This window comes from Nitrosospira sp. NpAV (genome assembly GCF_000832065.1).
Taxonomy (GTDB): domain Bacteria; phylum Pseudomonadota; class Gammaproteobacteria; order Burkholderiales; family Nitrosomonadaceae; genus Nitrosospira.
The window spans coordinates 122,799-149,738 of record NZ_JXQM01000019.1; the positions used below are offsets into that span (position 1 = coordinate 122,799).

Genomic DNA, 26,940 nt, shown 5'->3' on the forward strand with positions numbered 1-26,940 from the left:
GCGCAATTTTTGGCGAACAACACTATACCAAATGTAATGATTGATGCAGCCTTTTTAGTGTGAATAAGGATTCATACTGGCCGAAGATTGCCGTGAGAATTGAAGGAAGAATAGCGCCTATGGGGCCTATGAACCCTTCAAATCGTATACGCCACTTCCTCAATGAAGTGAGACCAGGCATCCACATTATGCAGGGCATCGGGAACCGGGCACTTTTCTTCCTTTGTCGCCCCCTGAAAGCAGTAGAATTCCTCGCGAAGATCCGTATTTTCATCTAATTGCGCCAAATGCGCGGCTTCGTGTATCAGGATTCTGGGAGTCAAATATACTTTGTTTATCTCGCCATTGAAGAATTGCGGACATACAACCAGGAATGTTCTTGCTTCATCAACATGCGCTATAGCCCCGCCGTTGCAATGTTTATCCTGACAAGTCCCGCATTCGATGGCCGAATTTCCTAATTTATCCGCCACGGCCTTGATGGTGCTGATAAATTTCCGTTTAGTCCTTTCAGTCAATCTGATATGGATATTGAAATAGTCTTTCGCGATTCTTTTTACCTGACCCTCGTTACCCGGCATGTTGATTGCCGCGATTGACCGGGTACACGTGCGTAAAGCGTGTTCCTTGATAATTCTAACCATGTTTAATTGAGCGCTGGAAAACTGGCAGCGCGCTTTTGTATCATCGACGGATTCATTGACACATAGATCCTTCGATATCTGTTTCAGGTCCTTGGGTTTGTTTCCAGACCCCTGCGGGTTGCCGGATGTTTCGTCAGAGCCGTTTTTTTGACGATTGATGATAGCTGATGGCCCCATCAAGCGAGTTGACAGGAGTCCGTGAACAAGACGTCGCCTGCCTTCCATTGTTGAAGTATCGACCAATCCGGCTTTGAGTTCTCCCGCGCGCGATTGCAACATCCGTTGCACTGCTTGATTTCCTATCGTGCGTTGCAAATGCAGGACAGGATCTGAACAATGATTCACATCTGATGTTGCCGTGAAAGGCAGAGTCCATTTCAAGGGCGCTTGCTTTTGAGATTGCTTCTGCTTTCTGATTATTTTAAAAGAACTCATGTTGTGTAGCAAAATGATTCAAAAAATAAGGATGCTAACGCATTGTTTTTTTATGATCTCTCTCCAGACTGACTGCTAAAAGGACAAAAAGATGAAGACTCCGTCACCGCCTCTTTCGGTTCTGAGTTGGCATGATTGGTCATGAGATCGGTGACGCGCCACTCGGCCTCTTGGGTCACGGCGGCATAGCTCCAGGTATTCATGTTACGCATGAGTGGCCTCTGCCTTGATATCTTTTAGGGTCAGAACCTTGGCCAGCGTATTTTCAGGCTCCGTCTCGGCCATAACAAGGTCATAGTGCGTTTGAAGATTCAGCCAGTAAGTCGGTAGCATGTCAAAGAAGCGGGCCAGGCGCAGGGCTGTAGCAAAATAATAGGGGAATCCTCGATATGTCGACCCATCCATTATTCCTCCCGCTCGGCCCTTCCCTTTAGCTGAACCCAGTGACTGGCCCCATCCTTGCGGGTCACGAGCTCCGGGTAAGTCCGAATCATTTCCAGCAATCCAGAATAGCCAAATTGCTGGGGTGAAAATCCCGGATTGGTTCTGCGCATATACTGCCCCAATACCGGTAGCCCGACCCAGTCTTCCGAGGCATCCGCCGCCAGCAATGAAACCGCATCGACAAGCGCCTTGGGACGCTGTTTTTTGACTTTGGAGGGCTGGGCCTTGATGCTTTCGGATTCCGGCGGTTGATATTCAAAAAACTGGTCGCTGGCATTTCGCAGCGCATCGGGCGTCTTCTTCTCCCCCACGATGTACACCATGGAACCCCGCTCCCTCAGCTTGCGGCATAGGTAAGCGAAGTCGGAATCGCTGGTGACCAGGCAGTAAGTCTCGGCCCTGTGATCGAATAAATCCTCCAGAGCATCCAGCGCAAGCGCGATATCCGACGTATTCTTTCCCGATGCATATTGATATTGGAGGCAGGGCGTAAACGCCAGCCGCACCAGCGCCTCTTGCCATTTATTGGCAAGTGTTGCGTGATTTCCATAACCACGGCGCACCACCACGCGGCCAAACTGAGCGACGACACGCAGCGCATACTCAAGAATCTCGGGCGAGGTGTTATCGCAGTCGACCAGCACCGCGACACGATCCTCCTGGTTATCCAGCACTGATACAGTCCCTTTCGGCAAATTAGATGAATCGGTGGAAATAGCCTGCAACCCCTTCGCCAATGCTTGAACAGCGCCACGCCATTGTTGGCGAACGACACTATACCAAATGTAATGGCCGATGCAGACTTTTTAGTGCCAATAAGGGTTTCGGTGTCGAGGCCAAACGTTTTTTTGAGAAGAAAGCGAAAACGAACGCCGTGGCTGCCACCAAAGCACCGGCGCATAAACTGGCGTGGGCGAGCCGCCACATCCTGAAACAAGAAACAGCCATTTGACGTAAGGCGCTGTTTCGCCTGTAGCGGTTAAAGGTTGACAGGTCAGCCGGTATTGGGGCCGGATGTGAGTCAGCGGGTCTGAATGAATGGTGCTGGCTGGTTCGAGTATTAATGAGTGAAGAACTGATCCTGAACAGGCCGGTCATGACCAGACTCAGCCGCCCGCGTACAGGCGGCTGAGTGCCAGGTTAGAGTGAAAAAATGGGGACAGACCACGGTTTCCTTGTTCTCTCTGGTTGCTCAGCATTGGCACAAATTGCCTTGCGGATCGCAGGCTACCGCCCCGCAATCGCTTGCATAACTGATAACATCGTCATTTTCAAAGGACAGATATCCATACGAGGCCGCATCTCATCCAGATCCGCTTTACATCCGCGAGTTGCGCAATGTCAGCAGGAAGATGCTTTCGTGCAACCGGCTCAAGCCACGTTCCTGAAAGCGCGGCTCTTGCGCAAGTATGTCCAGTTGCGCTAGCAACCGTATCTCGGCGTGCTCGCGGTAAAGCGCCTCCACCTCGCCTGGAGAAATCGCAAACGGCGGCCCTTCCATTTCCGATTGGGGATAGTCGAGCGTAACGAGCAGGATTTGCGTTGCGGGGGGCAGAATGTTCAACAGGTGGCGTGCATAACGTTCGCGCATTTCCGGCGGCAGCGCGACCAGTGACGCGCGGTCGTATACCGCACTCGTTTTCATCAGATCTTCCTTGCCCAGATCGAAAAAATCACCGCAGAGGATGCGAATGCCCTCCGCTTCGTAGCAACTGAATTTTTCGCCGGTAACGCGATGCGGGGAAAAACCATTTTCCTTGAAGAATGCTTGCACCGCCATGGCACTGAATTCCACCCCCAGTACCGGATGCCCCTGCTCGCGCAGCCATAGCATGTCGCAGCTTTTGCCGCACAGCGGCACGAAAACTTCGCTACCGTGGGCAAGATTTAATTCCTGCCAATACTGGCGCAAATAGGGATTAATCTCGTTCTGATGAAAACCGGTTTCTTCCCGCTCCCAACGCCCCAGCCAGTAATCTTTTTTCATTTTTGCGCCCTGATATGGATGCCTCGGATTTAATTGGATTTAGTTATCGTTTTGTAGCGTAGATATTTCATGCCCGGCCCGGTACTTTCAACTAACGGGCAAATGGTTATTTTATTGAAAAAGAACGAGACTTAAAATCTGTAGATAATTCGATAGGGATTATGTAGGCTGAAATACGATTCCAGCAGCATAACAATAATATGTGCGATCTTATTCACCAGAATATGCAGGAAGGGTATCATTTGCAAGATCGTCCCATTTATTCAGGCACACATCATGGACCACGAAAAAATAGAAATCATCGACTTACGTTCTGTTCATCGAGATATTGCCTGTTCCTACTTGGATGCGTTCATTCAGATCCATGAATATGAATCTGTTTTTCCGGATTCCATTGGGGGTAAGGACGCAGAACAATGGCGGCAATCATTTTCAGAGTTTTCACCCTCGGTTGCCCAGATGAATATCGCGCTTGCCCTCAATCGGGAACCAAATCGAGAACCACATGTAATAGGCGGACTTGTATTTAAGCACTACCGGAAAAGTGGCTGTGGATTATGGACTTACTTTGCCGTGAAGCCATCTCATCAAGAAAAAGATATCGCCACACGCTTAATTAAGCATGTCACCGATTCACTAGAGATACTCCTTCTTGCCGAAGCAGGAGATCCAGAAAAATATTTCGATGCGGATCAAAGAAAAAAAATCGTGGAACAAATCGGTTTTTTTGCAAAGTTGGGTGCCAGGAAAATTGACATTCCTTGGCTGGAATTGAGGCATGCACGGGAAGGATATGACCATTTACTGTGTTTTCCGGCAAATCAGGACCTGGAATCCATTGATAGGGACCGTATCGCGCCGTTTTTGCTTGAATTCCATGAAACCTCCAGCATTGAAGAGCCTAATCCGCGTGCCGATATCATCCCAACAACGCAGGATTTGCCAAAGCAAATCAAGCTGGCAAAACTGCCCGCGAAAGAAGAACCCGCGCTACCTTTAAAAGCCGCATCTGTTTGCCTCCATTTTGTTGAGAGAGGGGCAAAATGTAGGGATTCGGAGCCTGATATGGTCTTCGGATCAATGGAATTGGATTTATTGAATTACCAGTTTCAAGTGAAACCGCCGCTGATCAGTAGACATCTACTCGGAGAAGGGAATCTCGTTAAAATAATATTTCCGCTATCATTCCAATATACCTCTGAAGGGCGAGCTGAAGCGCTTATTTGCGATCAAAGAGAAAAAATCGTCGATTGCATGCTTAGCATGACTGAGTTTAAGCATAGCAAGATAAGAATATGGCATTTGACGCTATCAGCCCAACATTCTCCGCTCAACGAATTTGAAATCATCAAGCTTATCAGTCTCTATGATGGACGATCCGAAGACACGGGTCCATACGAGGAACCCTCCGGAAAGAATACTGCTTCCGCAAAAAAGAAACTTGCCAATGAAATAAGGTTTATCCACGGCAACGAGGAGCTTTCGATAATTGGATTGATTAGCAAGTTGGCTGCTAATTCCCCTAATTGTGCAAGCTCTTCATCCCAACATGAAAAGCTCGCACTTAAAAGTGGAACGATCCAGCTTCTGCTAAAAAATGAAGAGACAAAAACATTGTTATGGAATGCTATCAGGGCACGTTCAAAAATTGAAGGCAGTAAAAATGGACAAGGTGCGGGGAATAATCCTCATGAGGCAACTCGCGCTGTAATGGCCGAAAGTGGCCTTTCAGCAAGAATCCTTCGGGCATTGTCGGGAATAACCATCGGAATTTTTGATTTTTGTGAAACAGATTTTGAAGAAATTGTGGATACATTTGAACCATCGTTCGAAGATGGCAGCGTATTTATAAAATTCAATCGATGCACGCTTTTATCCATAGCACAGGACGACCGTGCCTTTGAAGCCTGCAGGAAAACGATTGGTATCAGCCCCTATCTGATTATTCCTCACGCGGTTCTTATCCATAATGAAGAATTGGTACTGATGGCGGAGGAAACAATACAATCAGTGCAAGAGAAGGAGTCTTCTATTCGACGAGTCCTTAAGCTGGGCAAGCTGGAGACAGCATATAACGCCGCCGCCGAATATTTGCATAGCTGGTATTTACCGATAATTTTTAATTATCCAACCGAAACGATTTTATTCAAGCAGGGTAAGAAGAAACGCGGTTCCACTCAAAAACACAAGATGGTTCAATCACAATTATTGGAACTTCAAAAGCAGATTGAAGAAACCTGGCTGTTGCGCCGCGGGATTGTGGGCGGGGTTATTGCGAGCCTACTGGCGTTTATTACCGCAACACAAGCTACTAAAACCATACTTGCCATACTTGATATAAGGGATACAGGCATTCACCATGTGTTCGGATTTTTTTTCTTCGCTCTAGTACTGGTATTGTCACTGATAGGGCTGAAATTTAAGAAATAAATATCCAGATTTCAAGTGGCGCTCTTTTAAAATTTGAGTTTACCGAAGTGTATCAATAATCGTCTGAGCGGCAATGCGGCCGGTTTCAGCGGCGCCGTTCATATATCCTTGAAATTTGCTGCTGCAATGCTCGCCTGCAAATAACAGGTTGCCAATCCGGCGACCAATTTCGCCGTTAAATTGCGTCCACTGGCCAGGCCGAAAGCAGGAGTATGCCCCCAGCGAGAAAGGCTCCGAGGGCCAATGGATGCGAAGGCTGGCGTCTGTACGATTTAAGTTAAACCCCGGATATACCTGATCAAGGGCTGCGGATAATTCTTGCGAGCGCTTTTCAACGGTGCCGCCCCCTATCTCTATTCCGGCTTTACCCCCCAAGTAGAACGTATACATGCCGCCCGGCCTTGCTTGAAGCCGGCTGGCGTCCCAACCCGTTTGAAACGCCTTGTCGGAATAGCATTCGCCGCTATACCCCTGCTCCCGCCAAATTCTCTTATCGACGCCTACCACGAGTTTTGCATTGGTTCCATAACCGAGAGTACGGACCGCACTCCGCTTTATGGGCGGCAGCATGTCCCCCATCTCAACCTCTCGCAACAACGTAAAGGGTAGCGTCAGGATTACCCAATCGGGATCAACAGAAATGGTTTTGGGCGGGGTAGCAAAGGCCAGACGAAATCCCTTGCCATTCGGCCGTATTGAAACCAACCGATGCTCGAACTGAATATATTGCTCTATGGGCCGCGCAAGCTCCTCCGTGATTCGATTATTGCCACCTTGAATTTTATAGCGCTCGTCGCTTTCACCAAAAATCTTAAATTCATCCTTCGCGGTTGCGTCGATCATGGATAACAGGTTGACACAGGAAAGCTCGCTCGCATCCAGGCCATACTCGGTTACATAGGCGACATTGATTAAATCGAGAATCCAGCCGGTAGCGCCTATCCGGTGAAGATATTCCGATAAGGAAATTGCATCAAATTCTGCGTCGATGTTGCTATGCGCTCTTGCGGTGATATTCGGGGATAGGCGCGCCGCATCACGGGCGATTGCTGCTGCAAGCGGTTTGAATTCGGCAATTACCTGCTCTTCGCTATAGCGGCGTTCGTTGAAAAAGAACATCGTCTTCAGGCTGCGCTCATTTTCGATTTCGGTATCGAGCAAAGGGAGGCCGAATGCTTTAGCAAGGGCGAGCATGTCAAAGTGCGTTGAGTCGATGAACTCACCACCCAGTTCAGTTATCAGGCCCGGACCCATATCGCCGTGGGATGTGCGTATTCGCCCTCCAATCCGTTTCGACGCTTCGTATACGGTGGCCTGATATCCCGCTTGGCGCAATATGTACGCCGCGTTGAGTCCGGCAATGCCCGCCCCTACGATGGCGATGCGCGGATTTTCTTTTTTTACGTTGGCCAGTATCGGCGCTGCATAGGCGGCAGTCAAGGCAGCCACCGAGCGGAGAAAATTCCTTCGCGACCCTACGCTATTAGCGCTGGCCAACACCTTATGCCCTGGATAAGAACTATTTAACGCTTTTGCAACCAACCGGAACAATTGGCTTCGTCCGGGCCTGCAGGCGGGTTTCGGATAATTTGGTGTTATCACCCTGATTCCTGGATCGTCTGGTCCATCAGTCAAGCTGGGCACCAAATTCCACGGCAAGATCGCGGAGAAGGGAGCGGTATACCTTATTCATATATTCTACTGCGGCGGGAGTCCCAGATTCCCACGAGCCGGACCATTCCACAAACGTTGTGTCATCGGCCGTCAACGGCAGCAGATGCAGATTCCCCACATACTCATGAATCTCTCGCGATGAAACGGGAGACGGCCCTTCATCCATGGAATACATCATCCGCTTCTCGATGGCGCTGTAGGCAATCAACGTATCCAGAAACAGCCCGTTCAGTAGCCGCCTGGCGCCTACCGTATAGCCATCGCCCTTCCCCACCTTCTCGCACGAAATAATCACGGACGGTGCCCAGGAAAAATCATGAAAATCGCATACTCGCGACCAGACCCGGTCTATCGGGGCGGAAACAATGATCGAATTATAGACTTTAGACATTATGCGTATACTTCCAGCGGCGCAACCATATACCCGCTCACATAACAGGCAATCAAACCGTTGGCTTCATGCCCGTTCACCAAACTTCAGCAAGTTACCATGTGTATCAATCACATATAGCTCCTTCATGCCCCAAGGCCGAACGGCCGGCGGCCGTATCGCCAGCCCCCTGGCCTTGAAATCCTCAAACAGCCTGTCCGTATCCGCGACGCGAACGTAACAGCTGGTATTCTCCGCTATGTGCCTATCGGAGCAGAGCCAGAAATGAATCTCGGCACCGTCACGGCTTACGATAGCATAATCGTCCATTCTCAACGCTTCGACAAACCCTAGGCGTTCCGTATAAAAAGCAATCGTCTCGTTTATATCAAGCGACGCGAGGACCGGAACTGTGGATTGGATAAGATGCAGTTCATCAAGTAGCGACATGAGCGTGATCCGGATTTCTGGCGCATGAGTGGAATGCTGGGCAGTAATTCAGTACCCCTTGGCAGGCTATACTATCGGCAATCGCCGGACAAGCCAATCCTTGGTGGCATAATGCGACAAACCAATTCTCAGCAATAAAATTTTTGGAGGAAACAGCATGGAAGAGAAAACGAAGCCGCACCTGGTCGGTGTCAATCACATCGCGCTTGAGGTCGGAAATATCGAGGAGGCGTTGGCCTTCTATGCCCGCATCTTCACGTTCGAATTGCGTGGCCGCGGCCGGGGCGCCGCCTTTATCGACATGGGCGACCAATTCATCGCGCTGACGGAAGGGCGGTCGCAGAGCGCGGATGACGACAGGCATTTCGGCCTCGTCGTCGATGATCGTTCCCGCGTGCGGGAGCTCGCCACAGCAGCGGGAGCGAAGATTCTGGAAGGCAATACCCTGGACTTTCTCGACCCGTGGGGCAACCGCATTCAAGTGGTCGAATACCGCGATCTGCAATTCACGAAGACGCCCGCCGTGCTGAAGTTCATGGGGCTGGATCTGGACAAGAGCGAAGAAGCCAAAGCGGAGTTGCGCAAGAAGGGAATCGAGCCGTAAGAGGCAAACGAGGTTAAGCGGGGCGCCACACGATGCGTTATAAGTTTTTGCAGTCATCGTCAGCGAGAGAAGCAAGCGGGGAAGTGGTTTTTTTGTTGCATGCCGGGAGTTCGGGATATCAAAAACCTGATTCTTGTGCGATACTACGCGCGCGCCAGGCTCGGTTTGTGAGAAAATTGGCGACCCGCAATGTGTACGCGGTTAATCGGCTTGACGTTGTTTGGTTTGCTTTTCCGTTCCACATTCACCTGCGGCCTGCTCGTAAGGAAATCCATGAAAGCACTCCCGATCGCCCTCCTCTTCTGCCTCGTGCTGGGTGCGGCGGCATCCGCTCATGCGCAAGAGACAAAGTGGCGGATGATCAGTGAGGAAGCAATATCTCTTTATGAGAAGGGCCAGTACGACCGCGCGGTAACCGCTATCAAAAAGTCGCTTGCCGTGGCCGAAAAAGCGGTTGGGCCCCACCACCCTAATACGGCAACCAGCCTGAACAACCTCGCGGAGCTCTACCGCGACCACGGTCAGTTCGCGCAAGCGGAGCCGCTCTATAAGCGCGCGCTGGCGATTCGGGAAAAATACTTTGGCTCCAGCCATGCCCTTGTGGCAACAAGCTTGAATGGCCATGCGGAACTCTATCGCGCCCAAGGCCGATATGCGGAGGCCGAGCCGCTCTATAAGCGTGCGCTGGCGATTCGGGAGAAAGTCCTTCGCCCCGGCCATCCCGATGTGGCCCAAACCCTGAATAATCTTGCGGAACTCTATTGCATCCAGGGCCAGTATGCATCGGCCCAACCCCTCTATGAACGTTCGCTGTCAATCCGGGAAAAAGCGCTCGGTCCCGATCACCCCACCATGGCAACAGGCCTGAACAATCTGGCGTTGATCTATCACACGCAGGGCCAGTATGCGCAAGCCGAGCCGTTCTATAAACGCGCCTTGGGAATCTACGAAAAGACCCTCGGCCCCGACCACTCCAATGTGGGAACAAGCCTGAACAATCTTGCGGGGATCTACCACCATCAGGGCCAATACGCGCAAGCCGAGCCGCTCTACCGGCGTGCCTTGGCGATACGGGAGAAAACGCTGGGCCTTGACCACCCCGATGTGGGGAGGGATTTGAGCAGCCTTGCGGAGCTCTATCGTATCCAGGGCCAGTATGCGCAAGCCGAGCCATTCTATGAGCGTTCGCTGGCGATCTTCGAGAAAACCCCTGGCCCCTACCACCTCGACATGGCAACAAACCTGAACAACCTGGCACTGATCTATCACACCCAAGGCCGCTATGCTCAGGCCGAGCCATTCTACCAGCGCGCGCTGGCAATTTTCGAGAACACTCTCGGCCCTGACCACCCCAACGTGGAAAGAAGCCTGGACAATCTTGCAAAACTTTACCGGGCAACGGACCAGACCAGCGCAGCCGAGAAACTGGGCCTGCGGCTGGCGAGCTTTCGAAGCGCCCAGCGATAACGTCAAGGGTGACGACGCCATACTGCTGCCCCCGGCCGGGATGAATTGTTCCGGGCTTTCAGATCCCCTATACTGATGTTAGCGGAAAGCAATCACTGATTGCCTTCCTTCCCGTACCCATCGCGGCCTGTCCAATGGCCCCGTAATCATCAAACACAAAAAACTGATGCGCTTTGTTGTTACCGGCCGTGCAGCCATCCTGGCATTGCTGCTGTCGATGATCACCGCTTGTGTTCATACCGTGCCATTCAAGGACGCGGCGGGCCGCATCATACCCGGCAGCATCGCGAGCATGGAAACCGTGCCCATTGGCGGCGTATCCCAAAGCATCTGGTTACGCGGGGTATCCCAATCCAATCCGGCGCTGATCATTCTGCACGGTGGGCCCGGCACCAGCGAATCGGCGCTCTTTCGTCACTACAATTCCATCCTCGAGCAATATTTCCTGGTTATTTACTGGGAACAACGTGGAACCGGGCGCTCATTCCATTCCGATATCTCGCCCGCGTCCATGAACATCGCCCAGTTCGTGCACGATCTCGACGAAGTCGTGGAATGGGTGAAACGGCGTTTCGACAAGGATAAGGTCGTGCTGCTGGGTCACTCCTGGGGCACGGTACTGGGTACGATCTACGCTTCCCGATACCCGGAGAAAGTCTCGGCTTATGTAGGCGTTGCGCAAATCGCCGATGTGCCGCGGACTCGCCAGCTATCCTACGAATTCGCTTTTACGGAAGCAAGAAAGCGGAACAACGCCAGCGCGGTCTCCGAATTGAAGGCCATCGGCCCGCCCCCCTATGATTCGGTGGATGAGAAGTTGGCAACCGGCAAATGGGTGGAGCGCTTTGGTGGCATGTTCCATGCCAACCTTTCGACAGGGAAGCTTATCTGGGCGGCCCTCAATACCGATGAGGCCAACCTGATCGACCTCGTCAAATTCGGACAGGGCAACCGCTTTTCCCTGATACAACTGGAGAATGAAATCTCGCGCCTTAATCTGAGCGAATACTACCAGTCCTTCGATGTGCCCATATTTTTTCTGCTTGGGCGGCATGACCGGCATACCCCCGCTGCCCTGGCCGAGCAATATTTCGGGATGATCAGGGCACCGTACAAACGCCTCTTCTGGTTCGAACAGTCGGCGCACAACCCGCCCTTCGAAGAACCGGCGCAGTTCAATCGGGTATTGATCGAAGAAGTATTGCCATTCCTCAAATCAAAGAACCGATAGGGCGAATGCCGACTCGACGGGGGCGGCAGCCGTCCCAAATGGCCGCGAGCGGGTTCGAGCCTAGAGTCAGGCGAGAGAGCCGTTATTGGAGTATCTGGCGCCCTGTCTGCCAGCCCGGTGCTTTCCGAGCCAGAAGAGAACAAGCAGGCCCAAGCTTAGCTGCCATATGGCGCCAGGCTCCGGCACCGTACTGACGGTAAATTCAGACAAATGGAAATTACCGTTTGAAGCTTGTCTTCCGGGCCCATTAAAGGGCAGCGACGGATCTTCCAGCGCTTCAAGCCGGAATCCGGTTATTCCATCGGCCGCTATTGCCGCACCAACCGTGTAGGTTGAATTTGTATTGGTCCCACCTGAAACCAGAAGCGATAAATCGCCCAGTTTGGTGAACGTTTCGCCGGTTGACGAGCTGAAAGAGTCGGGATCGATCACTACCCAGTTGGCGGAAACATCGCCTCCGGTGTTGAGCCCATCCGCAAACAGGGCCCGGTCATCCGTCGTGTACGACAGGCGGAATTTTCCCAGATTATGATCCGCAACGGGCACAAGATCGCCGTGGAAAAGCGTGAAATTAAGCGGTGTTGCGGGATTCACCGATAAATCACCTCGCGTTTCCCAGACTATCGTTTCAGCGAGCGACGTGCCATCCGGTCGATTAACGGCCCATGATGTCACGGCACCGACGGCTACCCCATCAATCGTATTTTGCGCGCCCCAAAAATCCGCTTGTGAAAAGGTAGCCGTCGCATTTTGAAGAAGGACATCTGCTGCTTGGGAAACCGGAGCAAACCCTATACTCAGAAACAATATTGACGACATGGCGCCAATCCGATGTATGTTCATGACGTGTTCCCCCTAGTAATATCACTGATCATTATTTAAGCAGATGACTTCTTTTCGGATGATGCTGATGTTCCACGAACCTGTCGATAGTCTCATTAGACTAGTCCAAAAGAATAGAGCTGGCTCTGGCTTTTTCACTGAAATAATTAACGGGTTCAGGTCCGGCACCTTCCGCGATCATCCTGATTTTCCAACCCTTATCCGCTTCCTGTGGACAAAGGTATTCGGCACAAATACCAAATTCGGCAGGGTAAAAGGCCTGCAACAAACTTTCAGTACAATTCAGTGCGCAAGCGACTTCGGATTTTGTATTTATTCTCACTGTGCGAACCATGAATAACAACCTATTTTCACGCGACATAAAGAGAGAGATGACGGAATACGTCCTTTATATCAGAAGCAAGGCTGGCACTATCGAGCGTAAAAGCAGCCATCCCATCTTCTGGTGTTACGAGTGGCTCGTCCCTTATAAGCATGAAGAACCGCTTGTCGGATGGCCTGAAGCCAAAGTGTTCTGGGCAAGGGAAATCGGGCCTAGGGCCTGTTAACACTTATTTCGCACCCGCGTTGCTACACAAAAAACGCGGAGGCAAGGCACGAAGTGCAGGCCATAGTAAGCCTATGGCCAAGCTTCGTAACGTGGTATCCGTGTTTTTTGGGCGCAACCCGAAGGGACGGGACGGATTTCATCCAGCCCTTCGTTACTCGCCGCTTACGGAGGCCTGCTCCGCCGCGCGACTCACGCCTCGTCCTGGATGAAATCCGTCGCCGTCGCGAGTGCAAAATAAGTGTTAACAGGCCCTAGCGTCGGCATAGCCCCGATTTACGCCGCGCCGGATTGATTTTATGGGCGCGTCGATACCGAAAAATCGTTCTCATTCCTGCACCGACAGCGCCAGCTCATCCGCGCATCGCTGATGCGCCACGAGTTATCGGGTGGGCGCTCCACGATCACCTCAAGACGATGGTTGCGTACCGAATCGTCCAGCAAATTGTCGTTGATGGCCACGAATTTGATAGCGGCTGGGTACCTCCATTCATGGAATCCAGGGTACTCCGCTATTTGCCTTCAACAGGCTGAACGGAGCCCGCGCTGACAAGCTTGCGTTTAGGATAAACTATACAAAAATGCATGGGCTAGTATAGTTGCATGACATGCGCTGATGCGGATGTGAGAGATCCATCGGATGGGTTGCGATCCATCGATTGGATGATCCATTGGATTGGATGCACGGCTGCCCGCATGGGCTCTCTTCGATACTGGAGCGGAGATATGACTTTGGCAAAAACCGCATCATGGATGCTGACGATATCGCTCTGCATAGGGGTATCCGCAGCCTGGGGACATGAGGAACACGGCGCCATGGAAACCGCCCCACGCGAAAAACTGGGCGAGGTGAATTTCCCGGTCACCTGCACCACCGAGGCGCAGAAGGAATTTAATCGGGGAATGGCGCTATTTCATTCCTTCTGGTTCCACCCGGCTATCCAGTCGTTTGATAAGGTGCTCCAACACGACCCTCGATGCGGCATGGCTTACTGGGGCATTGCGATCATGTCCATAGGCAATCCGTTCACGTGGCCGCCCACGCCAAAGGCATGGAAGGAAGGAGCCTCGGCCGTGAGCAGCGCCCAGCGCGTGGGTGCCGGCAGCGAACGGGAACGCGACTATATTACCGCGTTAGCCGCGTTCTTCAAGGATTGGGAAACAACCGATTACCGGCCACGGCTAGTGGCCTTCGAGGAAGCGATGAAAGGCGTGGCGGAACGCTACCCGGACGATATCGAAGCACAAATCCTTTACGCCCTCGTGCTCAATGCCACGGCGCTGCCCGCCGATAAAACGTTCGCCAAGCAGCTCGCGGCGGCTAACATCCTGGAACCGTTATTCAAGAAATATCCGGATCATCCGGGAGTCGCCCACTATCTGATCCACACTTATGATTATGCACAGTTGGCGCAAAAGGGCCTTCCCGCAGCCAGGGCCTATGCCAAGGTCGCGCCTTCGGTGCCGCACGCACTGCACATGCCGTCGCACATCTTCAGCCGGGTAGGCCTCTGGCAGGAGATGGTGGAGAGTAATCGTGCCTCTTATCTTGCGGCCAAGGGCGAACTCAAGGAAGCAACCCTCGGCATTGGGGCGTATGATGCCCTGCACGCCATGGACTACATGGTTTTCGCCCACCTCCAGCAAGCGCAGGATAAGGCAGCCAAACGCCTCGTGGATGAAGCCGCGTCCATCCGCAAGGTCAACGTGGAAAATTTTCCGGCCGCTTACGCCTTCGCCGCCATTCCTGCCCGCTTTGCGCTGGAACGCGGCGACTGGAAAAGCGCCGCCGCGCTCGAGCTGTCCCCTGCCGGGCTGGCCTGGGGCAAATTCCCGCAGGCTGAAGCAGTCTTTGTCTTTGCCCACGGCCTGGGCGCTGCGCGCAGCGGAGATATCGCGGCCGCGCACAAGGATATCGCACGACTGCAGGCGCTCAAGGAAGCGATGACGGCAGCCAAACTGGATTATTGGGCGGGGCAGACGGATTTTCAAATCAAGGCAGTCAATGCCTGGCTTGCTCTCGCGGAGAATCGCAATGAGGAGGCGGTGCGGTTGATGCATGCCGCCGCGGAAGCCGAGGAGGCAAGCGACAAGCACCCGGTGACTCCGGGGAATGTCGCTTCTTCTCGCGAACTGCTGGGGGAAATGCTGCTTGAGCTCGGCCGTCCCGCACAGGCCTTTGCCGAGTTCGAGCGTTCCTTGAAGCGCGATCCCAATCGCTTCCGCAGCATTTACGGCGCTGCTCGCGCAGCGGAGGCGTCAGATAACCGGAAGGAAGCCCGCGACTATTACGCCAAACTCCAGATCCTGGCGGCCGATCATGATACCGCTCGTGGTGAACTGGCGCAGGCCAAGGCCTTTCTCGGGAAACCCTGACCGCCAGCTCTCGCGCAGGCTCGAAGAGCTGCCTAGTAAGATTATCCGGGTTTGGATTCCCATGCCAGATTGATTGGCAGGTATTTTTCAAGAAAGGAAAAAATCATGTCCCAATATGACGCCGACAAACTCGAACACCCCTCTCTTCTCCCGGCAAATGACCCGCTTGCCAGCGGAAACGTGATGCAAAACGCTTTCCAAAGTCAGTGCCAGTGCGAGCATGACCGCGAAGTACCCGAAGTGGATCTGCTGTCTCCATTGACCATTCGCGGCATTACCTTCCCCAACCGCATCGCGATGTCGCCGATGTGCATGTACTCGGCGGAGGACGGTTTTGCCAATGACTTCCATCTGGTCCACCTCGGCAGCCGGGCGATGGGCGGCGTGGGGCTGGTGATTGTCGAGGCGACGGCAGTCTCCGCCGAGGGGCGCATCTCCCCCGCCGACATGGGCATCTGGAAAGACGAGCATATCGAGCCGCTGGCCCGCATCGCGCGCTTCGTGGAGACGCAAGGCGCCATTCCCGGCATCCAGCTCGCACACGCCGGGCGCAAGGCCAGTTGCGATAAGCCTTGGAGCGGCGGACGCAGCCTTAAAACCGCCGCCGAAGGCGGCTGGCCGGTCATCGGCCCCAGTCCCCTGCCCTTCGATGCGGGAGACCCGGTTCCGGCCGCCATGTCGGAAGCGGATATCGAACAATGCATCGACGCCTGGGAAACCGCCACCCAACGCGCGCTGGCGGCAGGCTTCAAACTCATCGAGCTTCATGCCGCCCACGGCTACCTGATGCACGAGTTTCTCTCGCCCATCAGCAACCAGCGCACCGACGAATATGGCGGCAGCCTCGAAAACCGCATGCGGCTGTTGCTGCGCCTCGCCGGACGATTGCGCGCGATCATCCCCCAGGAGTTGCCTTTCCTCGTGCGAATCTCCGCAACCGATTGGACCGAAGGAGGCTGGGATATCGAGCAATCGATCGCGCTTTGCAGGGAGCTGAAGGCGCTCGGCGTGGACCTGATCGATGTCTCCTCCGGCGGTGCGACACCCGATGCGAAGATTCCCGTATCGAGGGGCTACCAGATTCCTCTTGCCCGGCGCATCCGCGAGGAAGCCAAAATCCGTACCGGCGGCCTGGGCCTGATTACCGATTCGCAGTATGCGGACGAGATCATCACCAGCGGCCAGGCGGACCTCGTATTCATCGGGCGGGAATTGCTGCGGGAGCCCTACTGGGCCATCAAGGCGCAACACTCCATGGGAGAGGAACCGGCATGGCCGATTCAATATGGCTATGCGGTGAAACGGCGAGCGAAATAAGGGCTAGGATACAAGAAGTATCTGATGGAAGAAAAGCTTGAACAGCTGGCGTTACCTGCGACCTAATGAATTTCACTCAAAAAGCTATTCTATTTACAATGGTAGAGATCGCCATTAGCAGAAACTCTTTATCTGTCCCCACTTGCACGTGATTAGTATCAATCGAGTCTGACCCAATCGATTCACTGTGTTGCGCTGGATGATGTGCAAGGGAATATTGGAAAAAACAAAACGGACGCGAAGCGGTATTTTATGGTATTCGGTGAGAAACACTTATAGAGTCTAACAGAAAACCGTGATCTGTCCCCAGTTTCCTTACATGACTACTAGGCTATCAGACTTGCGCGTAATCTTCCACCGTCAGACAGATTCGGGATGACCGGAGGATCGTAAATGGGGATATCCGTTAGCTAACCCGGTTGATTGCTTAGAGGACTATCCGTTTGACATAAACAACATGAACTGAATTGCCGGGGGCACATCAACTTAGTAGAGAATTAGATCTCTTCATACTCATTGGCTTGACGGCGATAAAGCTCGGTAAGAGTATCCATTTCCAGCAGTGGACGTTCCCGATACTCGCGCGCGGTGAGAAACGTAATGTCGATCGGAACACCTATTTTACTGCCAATACGAGCGGCGCCTTGCTGGAAATCATAGTAAACTTGGAGATGGTTCCTGCACTCCCTGGTTGAGACGACGAGGATGTCAATATCCCGGTAGGTCATCCTTCGGAAGAAGGAGCCGAAACCATAGATAGCGGCAAGATCACGGTTCGCGGATGCTATAGACCGGATTTCCATCTTTATCTTTTCGATGGTAAGTCCAGAAATTGTCTCGCCAAAGAGCACCGGACATATCATCGGTGACGTAGAGACCAATCTTGGCCTCAAGGCAGAAGTCTTTTGCTTCATTCGTATAGCCACACCAACCTCCACCAATGTAAATGATGTTCAAAGTTCCGAATTCATGCAGCGCTCGTTGCACCATGGTAAGGCCCATCGTGTACTCATTGCAGCAGAAAACAATGATGTGATCTTCTTGCCTCTTTCGGTCGACTTCGAAGACCAAGTCATGGTGTCGTGAAACAGCTGTGACGTTCTGATGATTCTGTAGGAGATGCTCAAACCACAATATGTGGGATAATCGCACGCCCCATTCGTTGAATCCATTGCTTGTCATGGGGTAAATAGGTCGGTAAATGTTGATGGGAATAGCGGATAACTATCAAGTCGTTGATATTGGTGCGCTTCAAAAGCCTGCGCGTGAACCTTGAACGCAAGAAAGGCCTCGAATTCTGTCACCCCAAGTAGTGCGGAATTCGCCTCAATGGCATTGATGATCTTCCGATTATTCGGAATAACCGCATCTAGCTTTCGAAGATGCCAGACAAGGTGCAGGTTCGAACCGGGATCGGACAACGCAACGGGTGACTGTGGACCGAGTTGCTGCCAAAGGACTCTGTTTTCGGCAAGCAGTCGTGAGACAAATTCCTTCATCTCGGCGCTGGTACCAAACTTTTGGCTAGAGCCAAGCTGCCTGATTGTAGCTTCGTGTTCGCGCTTCCATGAGTGAAGCATCTGCTCAGAGTGTACGCCCGGTGGAGCCTTATCAATCTTTCGATGACAGGTGGGGCAGAGTAAGATAAGGTTTTCGTATCCATCGGAGCCTCCTTCAGGAACACCTCTTGGACCACCTGTGTGTTTTGCAATAACGTGGGCCATCTCTCCAATGTTGTAACTCTTCGCACCTTGCAGCATGACGGTCAGATCCTCGCGGCAAGCGGAATTGGAGCAGATGCCAGCGGCTCGGCCCCACAAGAGCTTGTAGTCACTGTCTGAGATGCCCATGGAGGATAACTTTGAACGTAAATAATAGGATCTTTATTATCTTAAAAAACCTATAAGAACAGGTTCCAAATTCTCCCGCATCACTTAAGTACCTTATTTATGGCATTTATAAGATTTCGCCACTGAATTGTCTCTGCGGGTACAAGATCAGCCGCCGCATGATCACGGCTCCATCGAACAAACGCCTTTGCAAGTTTATATTTCGAGAAGCCACTAATTTCCCTAACAAAAATGTCTACAATTGACCTTGCGATTTGCTGTTCCGCAATACTCGAAACATCCCAAGCGAGATCGGTTTTCGCTATCTGTACTAAAGTATCTCTAAGTAACTCCTCAATCTCAGGCTTAGCAACACTGCCGGTGTATACATCCTTCGTTCGAAGAATTGCTGTGTTTCCCAGGCGGTAGACGAGGATTTCTTGCTGCGCAGCTTGATCTCCGGCGCTGTCTGAGTCAAGAAGTGCCGCCACTTTCAATTTGTGAGCATGGAGAATCGTAGCAAAATAGACAACTTTACCTGCACTCTGAGCAGGTACGAGCGCAATTTTATCGTTTAAACCTGACTCACCTGCTTCGCGAAGAAGTTGAGAAACCGCTTCGAGATACCAATAGTCAGTTAATCCTTCCAAAATAAAATTACGCTGCTGAGTAAAAAGACTCTGAGCCAAATCGTACCCAAGCGCTTCTTGAAGTGGCAAAAGTGCTGCGGGATCGTTCGAGGCTACTTCTGAATGAATTTTGGTTCCGGCGGTTCGATCTGGCATCTCAACTACGCGCACAAGATCTAGTTCGTCTGGTCCCACCAGAAATGGCGAGTGAGTACTGTAAACGGTTTGATTCTTCTCCGCTAACCGCGAAAGAGTCTTTCGAAAATCTCGCTGCTTGAGTCCATGCAGGCTCAATCCAGGCTCGTCAAGTAGAAGAACTGCATTCTCATGCTTCCCCAGCGCTTCCGCAAAAAAAACCACAAAAAATGAGACAAGCCACTGGAAACCCTCGGACCGCTGATTTAACTCGATATTTACTCCCAGAGAGTCTTCTACGACTACTTTTAGATATTGCCCGTCGGCAACCACACGTAGGCGATCTGCCTCGCCGCGAGTTGCATCTGGCAACCAAACAGCGCAAATGTCTTTTGAAAGTTGGACCTCAGCCGCATTTAGCTGATATGAACGCCTATCAAGCTGATCTCGGCAGGCTTGTAGAGTCTCTGGACTGTTAGCAGAGGGTTCGACTACCCTTCCCAGATTTGATAATTCGCGAGCAGTAAATCCTAAGAGTTTTAACAAGCATTGATTGCCGTAGTCATATTGTTCATCATCTAAATTTCCGGTTTCGAGACGGTTCGCTAGATGCTCAAGATGAATTAAAGGGCGAACACGGAAGTAATTACTGAATAGAACAAAGATGGGCATACGGTCGTTGAGAATTGCCAACGCATCTTTCCTTGCTTGAGCTACCTCACACGAATAAAGCAGTCGCTCATAACGTTCCTCCTCTTTTGAGTTGCCTTCCTCCACATGGTGAAAAATATTTGAAAGCCATTGTTTTAGTTTCTTTGCAGGCTCAACATCAATTAGCGTTGTGTTGGTCCAATCGTTAATTATATCTTTTAGAGTCGAACCTGGCGTGGGCCGCGACGGATCAGCCTCTTCTGCTGGCACTCTAGAATCTATATGTGAGCAGAGTCGCGCTAGATCTTTAGTAATGTCTCCATATTTCTTAATTTCGGGCGCTCCGATGAGCTTGTGCCACAGTTTGTTATCAAGCTTTCTTCCAATAACATAGGTGCAAGACTTGAATTCATCTTGAAGGAATGCCTGATCTTCCGCTTCAAGAGCAAAATGCCCCTCAACAATCGTCACTGTGGCTGGATTAACTTTCCCAGTTGTGATGTCGTTATATTCGGATCGTGGATAATCCCGTAATACGTCGAATCCTCTTATCTCGTCTGGAGGATTTAACTGTTGAAGCGCACGAAGTACGGCCGATTTCCCAGCTTCATTTGGTCCCACTAATATTGTCTTTTCGGATTCAACATCGAAGAACCCTGTGTCACGTATGCTGCGATATTTTTGTATTCGCGCCTTTTTTAATCGCATGCAGATGTCTCCATTATTGCTGCTCAAGATAAATAAGTGGAGTCTGCCTCCTTACTTCTTTGGTCGGCACACTACCAGCATGAAAAGTACTAGTTTCTAAAGAGTAAGCCCATGCTACTAATGCAATATCGCTGGTACAATTGGACTTAAGTTCAATTGTTTTCAGGGATCAGATCATGATGAAAAAATCAAGTTTAGCGTTTTCATTTATAACGCCGGCGCCCCGCCAGCGTGATTTATTTATTTAGAATTTAGAGGTTCTAACCCTTCAATCTTGCAAAAGCCGCAGCCATAGCATTATTATTAAGGTCCGATTTCTGCTGCTGTCGTTGTTGCTGCCCGTGCCGCGATGAATCGTCCCTTCTGCCATCCCGATGTTCGGCTTTGTCGCTACGCTGCTCAACTTTGCCTTCCCGCTGTCCTGCGGCATCCGCCAACCGCATCGTGAGCGCAATCCGCTTGCGCTTTTCGTCAATCTCCACCACCTTGACCTTGACCACCTGCCCCACCTTGACCACGGTATGCGGGTCTTTCACGAATTTATCGGCAAGCGCGGAAATATGCACCAGCCCATCCTGATGTACGCCGATATCCACGAATGCACCGAAAGCGGCAACGTTGGTTACCACTCCCTCCAGGATCATATCCGGGCATAAATCCTTCATCTCGTTCACGCCTTCCTTGAAGGTGGCGGTGGTGAACTCCGGGCGCGGGTCGCGGCCCGGCTTTTCCAGTTCACCGAGAATGTCGCTGATGGTCGGTATCCCGTACTTGCCGTCGGCATACTTCGCCGGATTCAGCGACTTCAATAGCTGGCCGTTGCCGATAATCGTCCTGATATCCTGCTTGAGGTCGGCGATGATTTTCTCCACCAGCGGATACGACTCGGGATGCACGGCCGAGGCATCCAGCGGGTTGTCGCCGTTCATGATGCGCAGGAACCCCGCCGCCTGCTCGAAGGTTTTGTCGCCCAGGCGTGGCACCTCGCGCAGAGCCGCGCGCGAAGTAAACATGCCTTTTTTGTCGCGGTAAGTAACGATGCTTTGCGCCACGGTGCTGTTGAGTCCAGACACCCGTTCCAGCAAAAGCGGCGAGGCCGTGTTGACATCCACGCCCACGGCATTGACGCAATCCTCCACCACGGCATCAAGCGAGCGTGCGAGCTGGGTTTGGGCCACATCATGCTGGTATTGGCCGACGCCGATGGACTTGGGATCGACCTTCACCAGTTCCGCCAGCGGGTCCTGTAAACGCCGCGCGATGGATACCGCGCCGCGCAGCGATACATCCATATCCGGCAATTCGCGCGAAGCAAATTCGGAGGCGGAATAGACCGACGCGCCCGCTTCCGACACCACGATCGAGGTCAGCTTGAGCGCGGGGCGCAGCTTGATCAGGTCTCTTGCCAGCTTGTCGGTTTCCCGCGAGGCGGTGCCATTGCCGATGGAAATCAGCGATACCCCATGTTTTTCGGCCAGCTTTCCCAGCGCATGCAGCGATCCATCCCAATCGTTTCTGGGCTGGTGGGGATAAATCACGGCGGTTTCCATGACCTTACCGGTGGCATCCACCACCGCCACCTTCACGCCGGTGCGCATGCCGGGGTCGAGGCCCATGGTGACGCGCGGCCCGGCGGGCGCTGCCAGCAACAGGGCCTTCAGGTTGCGCGCGAAGACATGGATGGCTTCGGTTTCCGCACGCTTGCGCAGTGCACTCATCAGCTCATTTTCCAGATGCGGGAAACTTTTTACCCGCCAGGTCCAGCGCACCGTATCGCTTAGCCAAGCGTCAGCTGGCCTGCCCTGGTCTTTGATGCGGAAACGGGCGGCAATATGCGCTTCGCATGGGTTGAGCGGCGCATCCCATTTGGGTTTTTCCGCTTCGGAATCGAGCCGCAAGCCGACATGCAGGATTTCCTCGCGGCGGCCGCGCAGCATTGCCAGGGCGCGGTGCGAGGGAATGGTGTTGATCGTTTCGGAATAGTCGAAATAATCGGCGAATTTGGCGCCCGCCTCTTCCTTGCCCTTGGCGATCTTCGATTCCACTACGCCATGCGCCAGCAGGTATTCGCGCAGCCATTGAAGCAGCGTCGCATCCTCGGCAAAGCGCTCCATCAGGATGTGGCGCGCGCCTTCGAGCGCCGCTTGGGCGTCTTCCACACCGGGATTGTCGCCCTGGTCGGTGATAAAAGCGGGTTTCAGGTATTTACCGGCCTCTTCCTCGGGCTGCAATGTTGGGTTGGCGAGCAGCGTATCTGCCAACGGTTCCAACCCCGCCTCCAGCGCGATTTGCGCCTTGGTGCGGCGTTTTTTCTTGAAGGGCAGATACAGGTCTTCGAGCCGCGTCTTGTCTTCCGCCTGGTTGATCGAAGCCAGCAATGCCGGCGTCATTTTGCCCTGTTCCTCGATGGAAGCGATGATCGCAATGCGCCTGTCCTCCAGTTCGCGCAGATAGGTCAGCCGCTCTTCCAGCAGGCGCAACTGGATATCGTCCAGCCCGCCGGTAGCCTCCTTGCGATAGCGGGCGATAAACGGTACCGTCGCCCCCTCATCGAGCAGAGCAATGGCGGCGGCGACTTGCGCGGGTTTGGCGACGAGTTCGAGAGACAGGCGTTGCTCGATGGATGGCAGCATGGATTTGATGGAGGAATAATATTTGTGAATATGGCGGATCTGGCGTGACGACCCAGGTCCGGGATAAGACCGCGCCCATCATATCATCCGACGGATGGGGTGGGTAATCTGGAGGCGGTGCCACGCAGGCAGGGTGCAATAGACGGGGCGGTCAAATCGATGGCATTGATCTCCCGATCACGCTGCATTCAGGCTGCGAAACAGATAAGGAGAATCTTTTCTATCGGACGCTTCAGGTGCAACCGCTTAATCCTTGGCGCCCATCGCCTGGGTTTTCGGGGCCTCTATTCCCCCCTGGTCGACATAAATAAGCTTCTTCGTGTCGAACCCCAGTTCATCGGCCTTTTTAATGAACCTTTTCAACGCTTCGTCGTCGACGTGCGCCGTTCTGGAAAGAAACCATAAGTACTTGCGATCCGGTCCGGTGACGTAAGAATACCGGTAGGCTTCGTCCAGGTCGAACACCACGTACGAACCGTAAAAGGGGCCCAAGAACGACACTTTGAGATAGCCGATATCAGGGCTCTCCACGAAATAGGCCTTGCCCTCCGCCGTGCGCCACTCTTTTTTCTCCGCATCATATCCACGATTCAGGACCCGGATCCCGCCATCCTCGCGGAGACTGTAATTAGCCGTGATGTTGCTCAATCCCTTTTCATGCGAATGCTCCAGTCGCGCAATCTCGAACCAGTCTCCGAGATATCGTTGGGTATCGAAATTCTTCACCGGAGTAATGCCCTTGGGAATCCCGATTTCGCATCCCGCCAGCATGAACGAGCTCGCTGCAGCCAGCATAAGCAATAATTTCCGCATCTGGATTCCTTTAATAGTCGTGTTAAAAAACGATATGCCTTAACGTTGCCAGGCGGCTCCCCCAGCAGCCGATTTGCTGAACATACGCAATGCGAATAGTCCTATCAGTATTGAAACTGTAACTGCGCGTGTCAGGAATGCCCTTCGGAAGGCGCCGTCGCCGCCACGGCGGTTTCGCCCTGTTCATCTGTGCCTGCGCCTTCCCGTGCCGCTTCCTCCTCGCGCCCAAGCAGCCTGAGTGCAGCGGCGGTAACACGCTCGGCTGTAAAACCAAACCGCTTCATGACTTCCTCTCCTGGGGCCGAGGCGCCGAAGTGGTCGATACCGATAACCGTTCCCTCTGCCCCTGCAAATCTTTCCCATCCGAGAGAAGCCGCGGCTTCGATGGTAACGCGCTTTTGCACAGCGGTCGGCAGGACACGCTCCCGATAGCTGTTGTCCTGCTCGGCGAACAACTCCCAGCTCGGTAGGCTAACCACTCGGGCGCGCACCTTCAGCTCCTTTAACCGTAGCTGAGCCTTGACGCATAGGTCAACCTCGGATCCTGTTCCAATAAGCAACACCTTGGGCGCGCCTCCTTCCGCCTCCGCAAGAATATACGCGCCACGCGCAACCCCCGCCTCCTGCGAGAAGGAACGATCCAGAATGGAAAGATTCTGCCGGGACAATACCAGCAAGGTCGGGGTGGGCCGCTGCACCGCAACCGTCCAAGCCTCCGCGGCCTCGTTGGCATCAGCCGGTCGAATGACAGTCAGGCCGGGAATCGCCCGCACCCCGGCCAAATGCTCGATCGGCTCATGAGTCGGGCCATCCTCGCCAACGGCAACACTGTCGTGCGTGAATACATACACCACCCGCAGTCCCATGAGTGCGCCAAGGCGTATGGCTGGCTTCATATAATCGGAAAAGACGAAAAACGTTGCACTGAACGGGAGTATGCCTCCATGTGCAGCCATGCCGTTGACTATCGCACCCATCCCATGCTCGCGAACGCCAAAGGCAAGGTTGCGCCCTGCATGGCCCCACTTGCCGCCTACTGCCCCGGAGATGCCCGGCGTGTCATCCGGTGGCTGAAAATCGCCTTGCTCTTTCAACGCCGTGTTGGTGGATGGATTCAAATCCGCCGAACCGCCAATAATATTCGGGATGCGCTGTGCCAAGGCGTTCAAGACTTGCCCTGCCGCCACGCGCGTCGATACCGGTTTATCACCGGGCTTCCACGCCGGCACGCCTGCCGCAAAATCCGGGGGCAAATGGCCACCCATTACTTGATCCCATTCGGCAGCTTCCGTCGGGTACGCAGACCGGTACGCATCCAGACGTCGTTGCCACGCCTGCTGACCCGCGGCCCCTTGGGTAACAGCCTGGCGGAAATGCGATACGGCGGCGGGCGGCAGAAAAAACGCATCAGTCGTAGGCCAACCCAGCGCCTTTTTCGTGGCGGCCACTTCCTCCTCGCCCAGGGGCGCCCCGTGGGCGTGAAACGTGTCCTGTTTTTTGGGGCTTCCGTAACCTATATGCGTTCGCACCAGCAGCAAGGATGGGCGCTCCGTCTCGGCCTGCGCTTCCCGCAAGGCAGCGTCAATATCGTCCGTGTCGTTGCCGTCCGCCACGCCCCGGGTATGCCATCCATAAGCCTCAAACCGCCGGGCCACATCTTCGGTAAATGTGAGATCCGTTGCGCCGGAGAGGGTAATGTGGTTCTGATCGTAAAGATAGATCAGCTTGCCCAGGCGAAGATGTCCGGCGAGGGATGCCGCTTCCGCTGCGACGCCTTCCATGAGGTCGCCATCGGAAACAAGCACATAGGTTCGGTGATTCACCAGCGTGTGGCCGGGACGGTTAAAGCGGTCTGCCAGCCACTCCTCGGCAATGGCCATGCCCACGCCGTTGCCGAACCCCTGTCCAAGGGGACCGGTCGAAACCTCCACCCCGGGTGTATGAAGGCTGCGCTCGGGATGGCCGGGAGTTCGGCTACCCCACTGACGGAAGCGTTTGATCTCATCCAGGGGCAGATCGTAGCCTGTCAGGTGCAACAGGCTATAGAGGAGCATCGAGCCATGCCCGGCGGATAAGACGAAGCGATCACGGTCCGGCCACAGCGGATCGTGCGGGTTGAACTTGAGGAAACGCGTCCAGAGAACATAGGCCATGGCTGCCGCACCCATGGGCAGGCCAGGATGGCCTGAGTTGGCCTTCTGCACAGCGTCCATGGACAGTACGCGTATGGTATTGATGCACAGATCATCCAAGACTGCATCGTTTGTTGCACCCTTATAGCCCTCATTCGGCTGCTCTGACATTTCTATCCTCCACACCGGTACCGGCGAGTTGATTCGACGCTCCTGTGAATATTACTGGGAAGTAGCAGGAAATGAAACTCAATGAACCAGTTTCGGATATGCAACCGGGTCGAAGTCCACCCATTCTCCGTTTTCCCACACGCCCTGAGCACTTTCGATATCTTTCGCGCCGAAATGTTTCAGGCTATCGATGATACCTTGCCTCAGTTCTGGTTTGGCTACTCGAACCGCCACCATCATTCCCGCCGATCTCGGCCGAGGCTTCTGGTTCGTGGCTTCGCCTTCTTCCGGAAGGCCGCCCGCCGCGCCATCCATTGTCCGCACATACTCGCCGCTTTAACGTACTCGAATTTTCAATTAAACTTATTTTTCAATAGATTAGACGGTAGTATGCCTTTGCCGGATTCAAGGTATCGTATG

Annotated in this window: 23 protein-coding genes; 7 read left to right on the plus strand and 16 right to left on the minus strand. The window is 53.2% G+C overall.

The genetic code is table 11. The features are described from left to right. Window positions 1–137: 137 nt before the first annotated feature. From SQ11_RS11695 to SQ11_RS11705, 3 genes are all read right to left on the minus strand, one after another. Window positions 138–923, minus strand: a complete 786-nt coding sequence (locus tag SQ11_RS11695) for a M35 family metallo-endopeptidase (protein ID WP_041514339.1) — start codon at window positions 921–923, stop codon at window positions 138–140. 360 nt (window positions 924–1,283) lie between these two features. Then, window positions 1,284–1,484, minus strand: a complete 201-nt coding sequence (locus tag SQ11_RS11700; RefSeq protein WP_041514340.1) for a hypothetical protein — start codon at window positions 1,482–1,484, stop codon at window positions 1,284–1,286. After that, on the minus strand, window positions 1,484–2,197 hold the full coding sequence (locus SQ11_RS11705) for an NYN domain-containing protein (protein WP_041514479.1): 714 nt from the start codon (window positions 2,195–2,197) through the stop codon (window positions 1,484–1,486). The genes SQ11_RS11700 and SQ11_RS11705 overlap by 1 nt, the downstream gene beginning before the upstream one ends. Window positions 2,198–2,259: 62 nt before the next feature. On the opposite strand from SQ11_RS11705, the gene SQ11_RS17590 reads away from it, so the two are divergent. Then, window positions 2,260–2,475: a hypothetical protein gene (locus SQ11_RS17590; RefSeq protein ID WP_041514341.1), complete on the plus strand. Its 216-nt coding sequence runs from the start codon at window positions 2,260–2,262 to the stop codon at window positions 2,473–2,475. A gap of 366 nt (window positions 2,476–2,841) precedes the next feature. Here the strand turns inward: SQ11_RS17590 and SQ11_RS11715 are convergent, their stop codons facing one another. After that, window positions 2,842–3,510: a thiopurine S-methyltransferase gene (locus SQ11_RS11715; protein ID WP_041514342.1), complete on the minus strand. Its 669-nt coding sequence runs from the start codon at window positions 3,508–3,510 to the stop codon at window positions 2,842–2,844. Between the two features lie 276 nt (window positions 3,511–3,786). Between SQ11_RS11715 and SQ11_RS11720 the strand changes: the two genes are divergently transcribed. Then, complete coding sequence (locus tag SQ11_RS11720; RefSeq protein ID WP_041514343.1) at window positions 3,787–5,940, plus strand: N-acetyltransferase; 2,154 nt, start codon at window positions 3,787–3,789, stop codon at window positions 5,938–5,940. 39 nt (window positions 5,941–5,979) lie between these two features. On the opposite strand, the gene SQ11_RS11725 is transcribed toward SQ11_RS11720, so the two are convergent. The 3 genes from SQ11_RS11725 to SQ11_RS11735 form a co-directional block, all read right to left on the minus strand. Continuing rightward, window positions 5,980–7,389: an FAD-dependent oxidoreductase gene (locus SQ11_RS11725; RefSeq protein WP_052494204.1), complete on the minus strand. Its 1,410-nt coding sequence runs from the start codon at window positions 7,387–7,389 to the stop codon at window positions 5,980–5,982. 178 nt (window positions 7,390–7,567) lie between these two features. Further along, a complete protein-coding gene (locus SQ11_RS11730; RefSeq protein ID WP_041514344.1) occupies window positions 7,568–8,005 on the minus strand; it encodes an SRPBCC family protein in 438 nt (145 codons plus the stop codon). A 66-nt stretch (window positions 8,006–8,071) separates the two neighbouring features. Further along, on the minus strand, window positions 8,072–8,434 hold the full coding sequence (locus SQ11_RS11735; RefSeq protein ID WP_041514345.1) for a VOC family protein: 363 nt from the start codon (window positions 8,432–8,434) through the stop codon (window positions 8,072–8,074). Between the two features lie 157 nt (window positions 8,435–8,591). Here SQ11_RS11735 and SQ11_RS11740 point away from each other — a divergent pair, with 157 nt between their 5' ends. The 3 genes from SQ11_RS11740 (at window position 8,592) to SQ11_RS11750 (ending at window position 11,736) form a co-directional block, all read left to right on the plus strand. Then, the gene (locus SQ11_RS11740) at window positions 8,592–9,038 is read left to right on the plus strand and encodes a VOC family protein (RefSeq protein WP_041514346.1); all 447 of its coding nucleotides are present in this window, start codon (window positions 8,592–8,594) and stop codon (window positions 9,036–9,038) included. 273 nt (window positions 9,039–9,311) lie between these two features. Continuing rightward, complete coding sequence (locus tag SQ11_RS11745; protein WP_041514347.1) at window positions 9,312–10,505, plus strand: tetratricopeptide repeat protein; 1,194 nt, start codon at window positions 9,312–9,314, stop codon at window positions 10,503–10,505. A gap of 166 nt (window positions 10,506–10,671) precedes the next feature. Continuing rightward, complete coding sequence (locus SQ11_RS11750; protein WP_052494205.1) at window positions 10,672–11,736, plus strand: alpha/beta fold hydrolase; 1,065 nt, start codon at window positions 10,672–10,674, stop codon at window positions 11,734–11,736. A 66-nt stretch (window positions 11,737–11,802) separates the two neighbouring features. On the opposite strand, the gene SQ11_RS11755 is transcribed toward SQ11_RS11750, so the two are convergent. Continuing rightward, window positions 11,803–12,579, minus strand: coding sequence for a hypothetical protein (locus SQ11_RS11755; protein WP_041514348.1), 777 nt, complete (start codon window positions 12,577–12,579; stop codon window positions 11,803–11,805). 1,273 nt (window positions 12,580–13,852) lie between these two features. Between SQ11_RS11755 and SQ11_RS11770 the strand changes: the two genes are divergently transcribed. Continuing rightward, window positions 13,853–15,502, plus strand: a complete 1,650-nt coding sequence (locus SQ11_RS11770; protein WP_041514482.1) for a hypothetical protein — start codon at window positions 13,853–13,855, stop codon at window positions 15,500–15,502. A gap of 69 nt (window positions 15,503–15,571) precedes the next feature. Continuing rightward, on the plus strand, window positions 15,572–16,819 hold the full coding sequence (locus tag SQ11_RS11775) for an NADH:flavin oxidoreductase/NADH oxidase (protein ID WP_232297986.1): 1,248 nt from the start codon (window positions 15,572–15,574) through the stop codon (window positions 16,817–16,819). Window positions 16,820–17,316: 497 nt separating this feature from the next. Here SQ11_RS11775 and SQ11_RS11780 read toward each other — a convergent pair whose 3' ends face one another. From SQ11_RS11780 to SQ11_RS11815, 8 genes are all read right to left on the minus strand, one after another. Next, window positions 17,317–17,547, minus strand: coding sequence for a hypothetical protein (locus SQ11_RS11780; RefSeq protein WP_232297987.1), 231 nt, complete (start codon window positions 17,545–17,547; stop codon window positions 17,317–17,319). A gap of 40 nt (window positions 17,548–17,587) precedes the next feature. Next, entirely contained in the window at window positions 17,588–17,821 is a 234-nt protein-coding gene (locus tag SQ11_RS17310) for a hypothetical protein (RefSeq protein WP_156972483.1), read from the minus strand. A gap of 176 nt (window positions 17,822–17,997) precedes the next feature. After that, window positions 17,998–18,669: an HNH endonuclease signature motif containing protein gene (locus SQ11_RS11790; protein WP_041514353.1), complete on the minus strand. Its 672-nt coding sequence runs from the start codon at window positions 18,667–18,669 to the stop codon at window positions 17,998–18,000. An 80-nt stretch (window positions 18,670–18,749) separates the two neighbouring features. Beyond that, window positions 18,750–20,771, minus strand: coding sequence for an AAA family ATPase (locus tag SQ11_RS11795; protein WP_041514354.1), 2,022 nt, complete (start codon window positions 20,769–20,771; stop codon window positions 18,750–18,752). Between the two features lie 260 nt (window positions 20,772–21,031). Further along, window positions 21,032–23,404 carry a Tex family protein gene (locus SQ11_RS11800; protein WP_041514355.1) on the minus strand — a complete coding sequence of 791 codons (2,373 nt, stop codon included), beginning with the start codon at window positions 23,402–23,404 and terminating at the stop codon, window positions 21,032–21,034. Window positions 23,405–23,650: 246 nt separating this feature from the next. After that, a complete protein-coding gene (locus SQ11_RS11805) occupies window positions 23,651–24,217 on the minus strand; it encodes a lipocalin family protein (RefSeq protein ID WP_041514356.1) in 567 nt (188 codons plus the stop codon). Window positions 24,218–24,348: 131 nt separating this feature from the next. Next, entirely contained in the window at window positions 24,349–26,520 is a 2,172-nt protein-coding gene (gene tkt / locus SQ11_RS11810) for a transketolase (protein WP_052494207.1), read from the minus strand. Window positions 26,521–26,598: 78 nt separating this feature from the next. Then, on the minus strand, window positions 26,599–26,844 hold the full coding sequence (locus SQ11_RS11815) for a hypothetical protein (RefSeq protein ID WP_156972484.1): 246 nt from the start codon (window positions 26,842–26,844) through the stop codon (window positions 26,599–26,601). Window positions 26,845–26,940: the final 96 nt, after the last annotated feature.

Bases quoted from the DNA above. Each gene is read 5' to 3' on its own strand.
- SQ11_RS11805 (WP_041514356.1), bottom strand. From the start codon at position 24,217: ATGCGGAAATTATTGCTTATGCTGGCTGCAGCGAGCTCGTTCATGCTG.
- SQ11_RS11700 (WP_041514340.1), bottom strand. From the start codon at position 1,484: ATGGATGGGTCGACATATCGAGGATTCCCCTATTATTTTGCTACAGCC.
- SQ11_RS11770 (WP_041514482.1), top strand. From the start codon at position 13,853: ATGACTTTGGCAAAAACCGCATCATGGATGCTGACGATATCGCTCTGC.
- SQ11_RS11695 (WP_041514339.1), bottom strand. From the start codon at position 923: ATGTTGCAATCGCGCGCGGGAGAACTCAAAGCCGGATTGGTCGATACT.
- SQ11_RS17310 (WP_156972483.1), bottom strand. From the start codon at position 17,821: ATGGGCCTTACCATGGTGCAACGAGCGCTGCATGAATTCGGAACTTTG.
- SQ11_RS11745 (WP_041514347.1), top strand. From the start codon at position 9,312: ATGAAAGCACTCCCGATCGCCCTCCTCTTCTGCCTCGTGCTGGGTGCG.
- SQ11_RS11740 (WP_041514346.1), top strand. From the start codon at position 8,592: ATGGAAGAGAAAACGAAGCCGCACCTGGTCGGTGTCAATCACATCGCG.
- SQ11_RS11715 (WP_041514342.1), bottom strand. From the start codon at position 3,510: ATGAAAAAAGATTACTGGCTGGGGCGTTGGGAGCGGGAAGAAACCGGT.
- SQ11_RS11750 (WP_052494205.1), top strand. From the start codon at position 10,672: ATGCGCTTTGTTGTTACCGGCCGTGCAGCCATCCTGGCATTGCTGCTG.
- SQ11_RS11735 (WP_041514345.1), bottom strand. From the start codon at position 8,434: ATGTCGCTACTTGATGAACTGCATCTTATCCAATCCACAGTTCCGGTC.
- SQ11_RS11780 (WP_232297987.1), bottom strand. From the start codon at position 17,547: ATGACCTACCGGGATATTGACATCCTCGTCGTCTCAACCAGGGAGTGC.
- SQ11_RS11800 (WP_041514355.1), bottom strand. From the start codon at position 23,404: ATGCTGCCATCCATCGAGCAACGCCTGTCTCTCGAACTCGTCGCCAAA.
- tkt (WP_052494207.1), bottom strand. From the start codon at position 26,520: ATGTCAGAGCAGCCGAATGAGGGCTATAAGGGTGCAACAAACGATGCA.
- SQ11_RS11730 (WP_041514344.1), bottom strand. From the start codon at position 8,005: ATGTCTAAAGTCTATAATTCGATCATTGTTTCCGCCCCGATAGACCGG.
- SQ11_RS17590 (WP_041514341.1), top strand. From the start codon at position 2,260: ATGCTTGAACAGCGCCACGCCATTGTTGGCGAACGACACTATACCAAA.
- SQ11_RS11720 (WP_041514343.1), top strand. From the start codon at position 3,787: ATGGACCACGAAAAAATAGAAATCATCGACTTACGTTCTGTTCATCGA.
- SQ11_RS11755 (WP_041514348.1), bottom strand. From the start codon at position 12,579: ATGAACATACATCGGATTGGCGCCATGTCGTCAATATTGTTTCTGAGT.
- SQ11_RS11795 (WP_041514354.1), bottom strand. From the start codon at position 20,771: ATGCGATTAAAAAAGGCGCGAATACAAAAATATCGCAGCATACGTGAC.
- SQ11_RS11790 (WP_041514353.1), bottom strand. From the start codon at position 18,669: ATGGGCATCTCAGACAGTGACTACAAGCTCTTGTGGGGCCGAGCCGCT.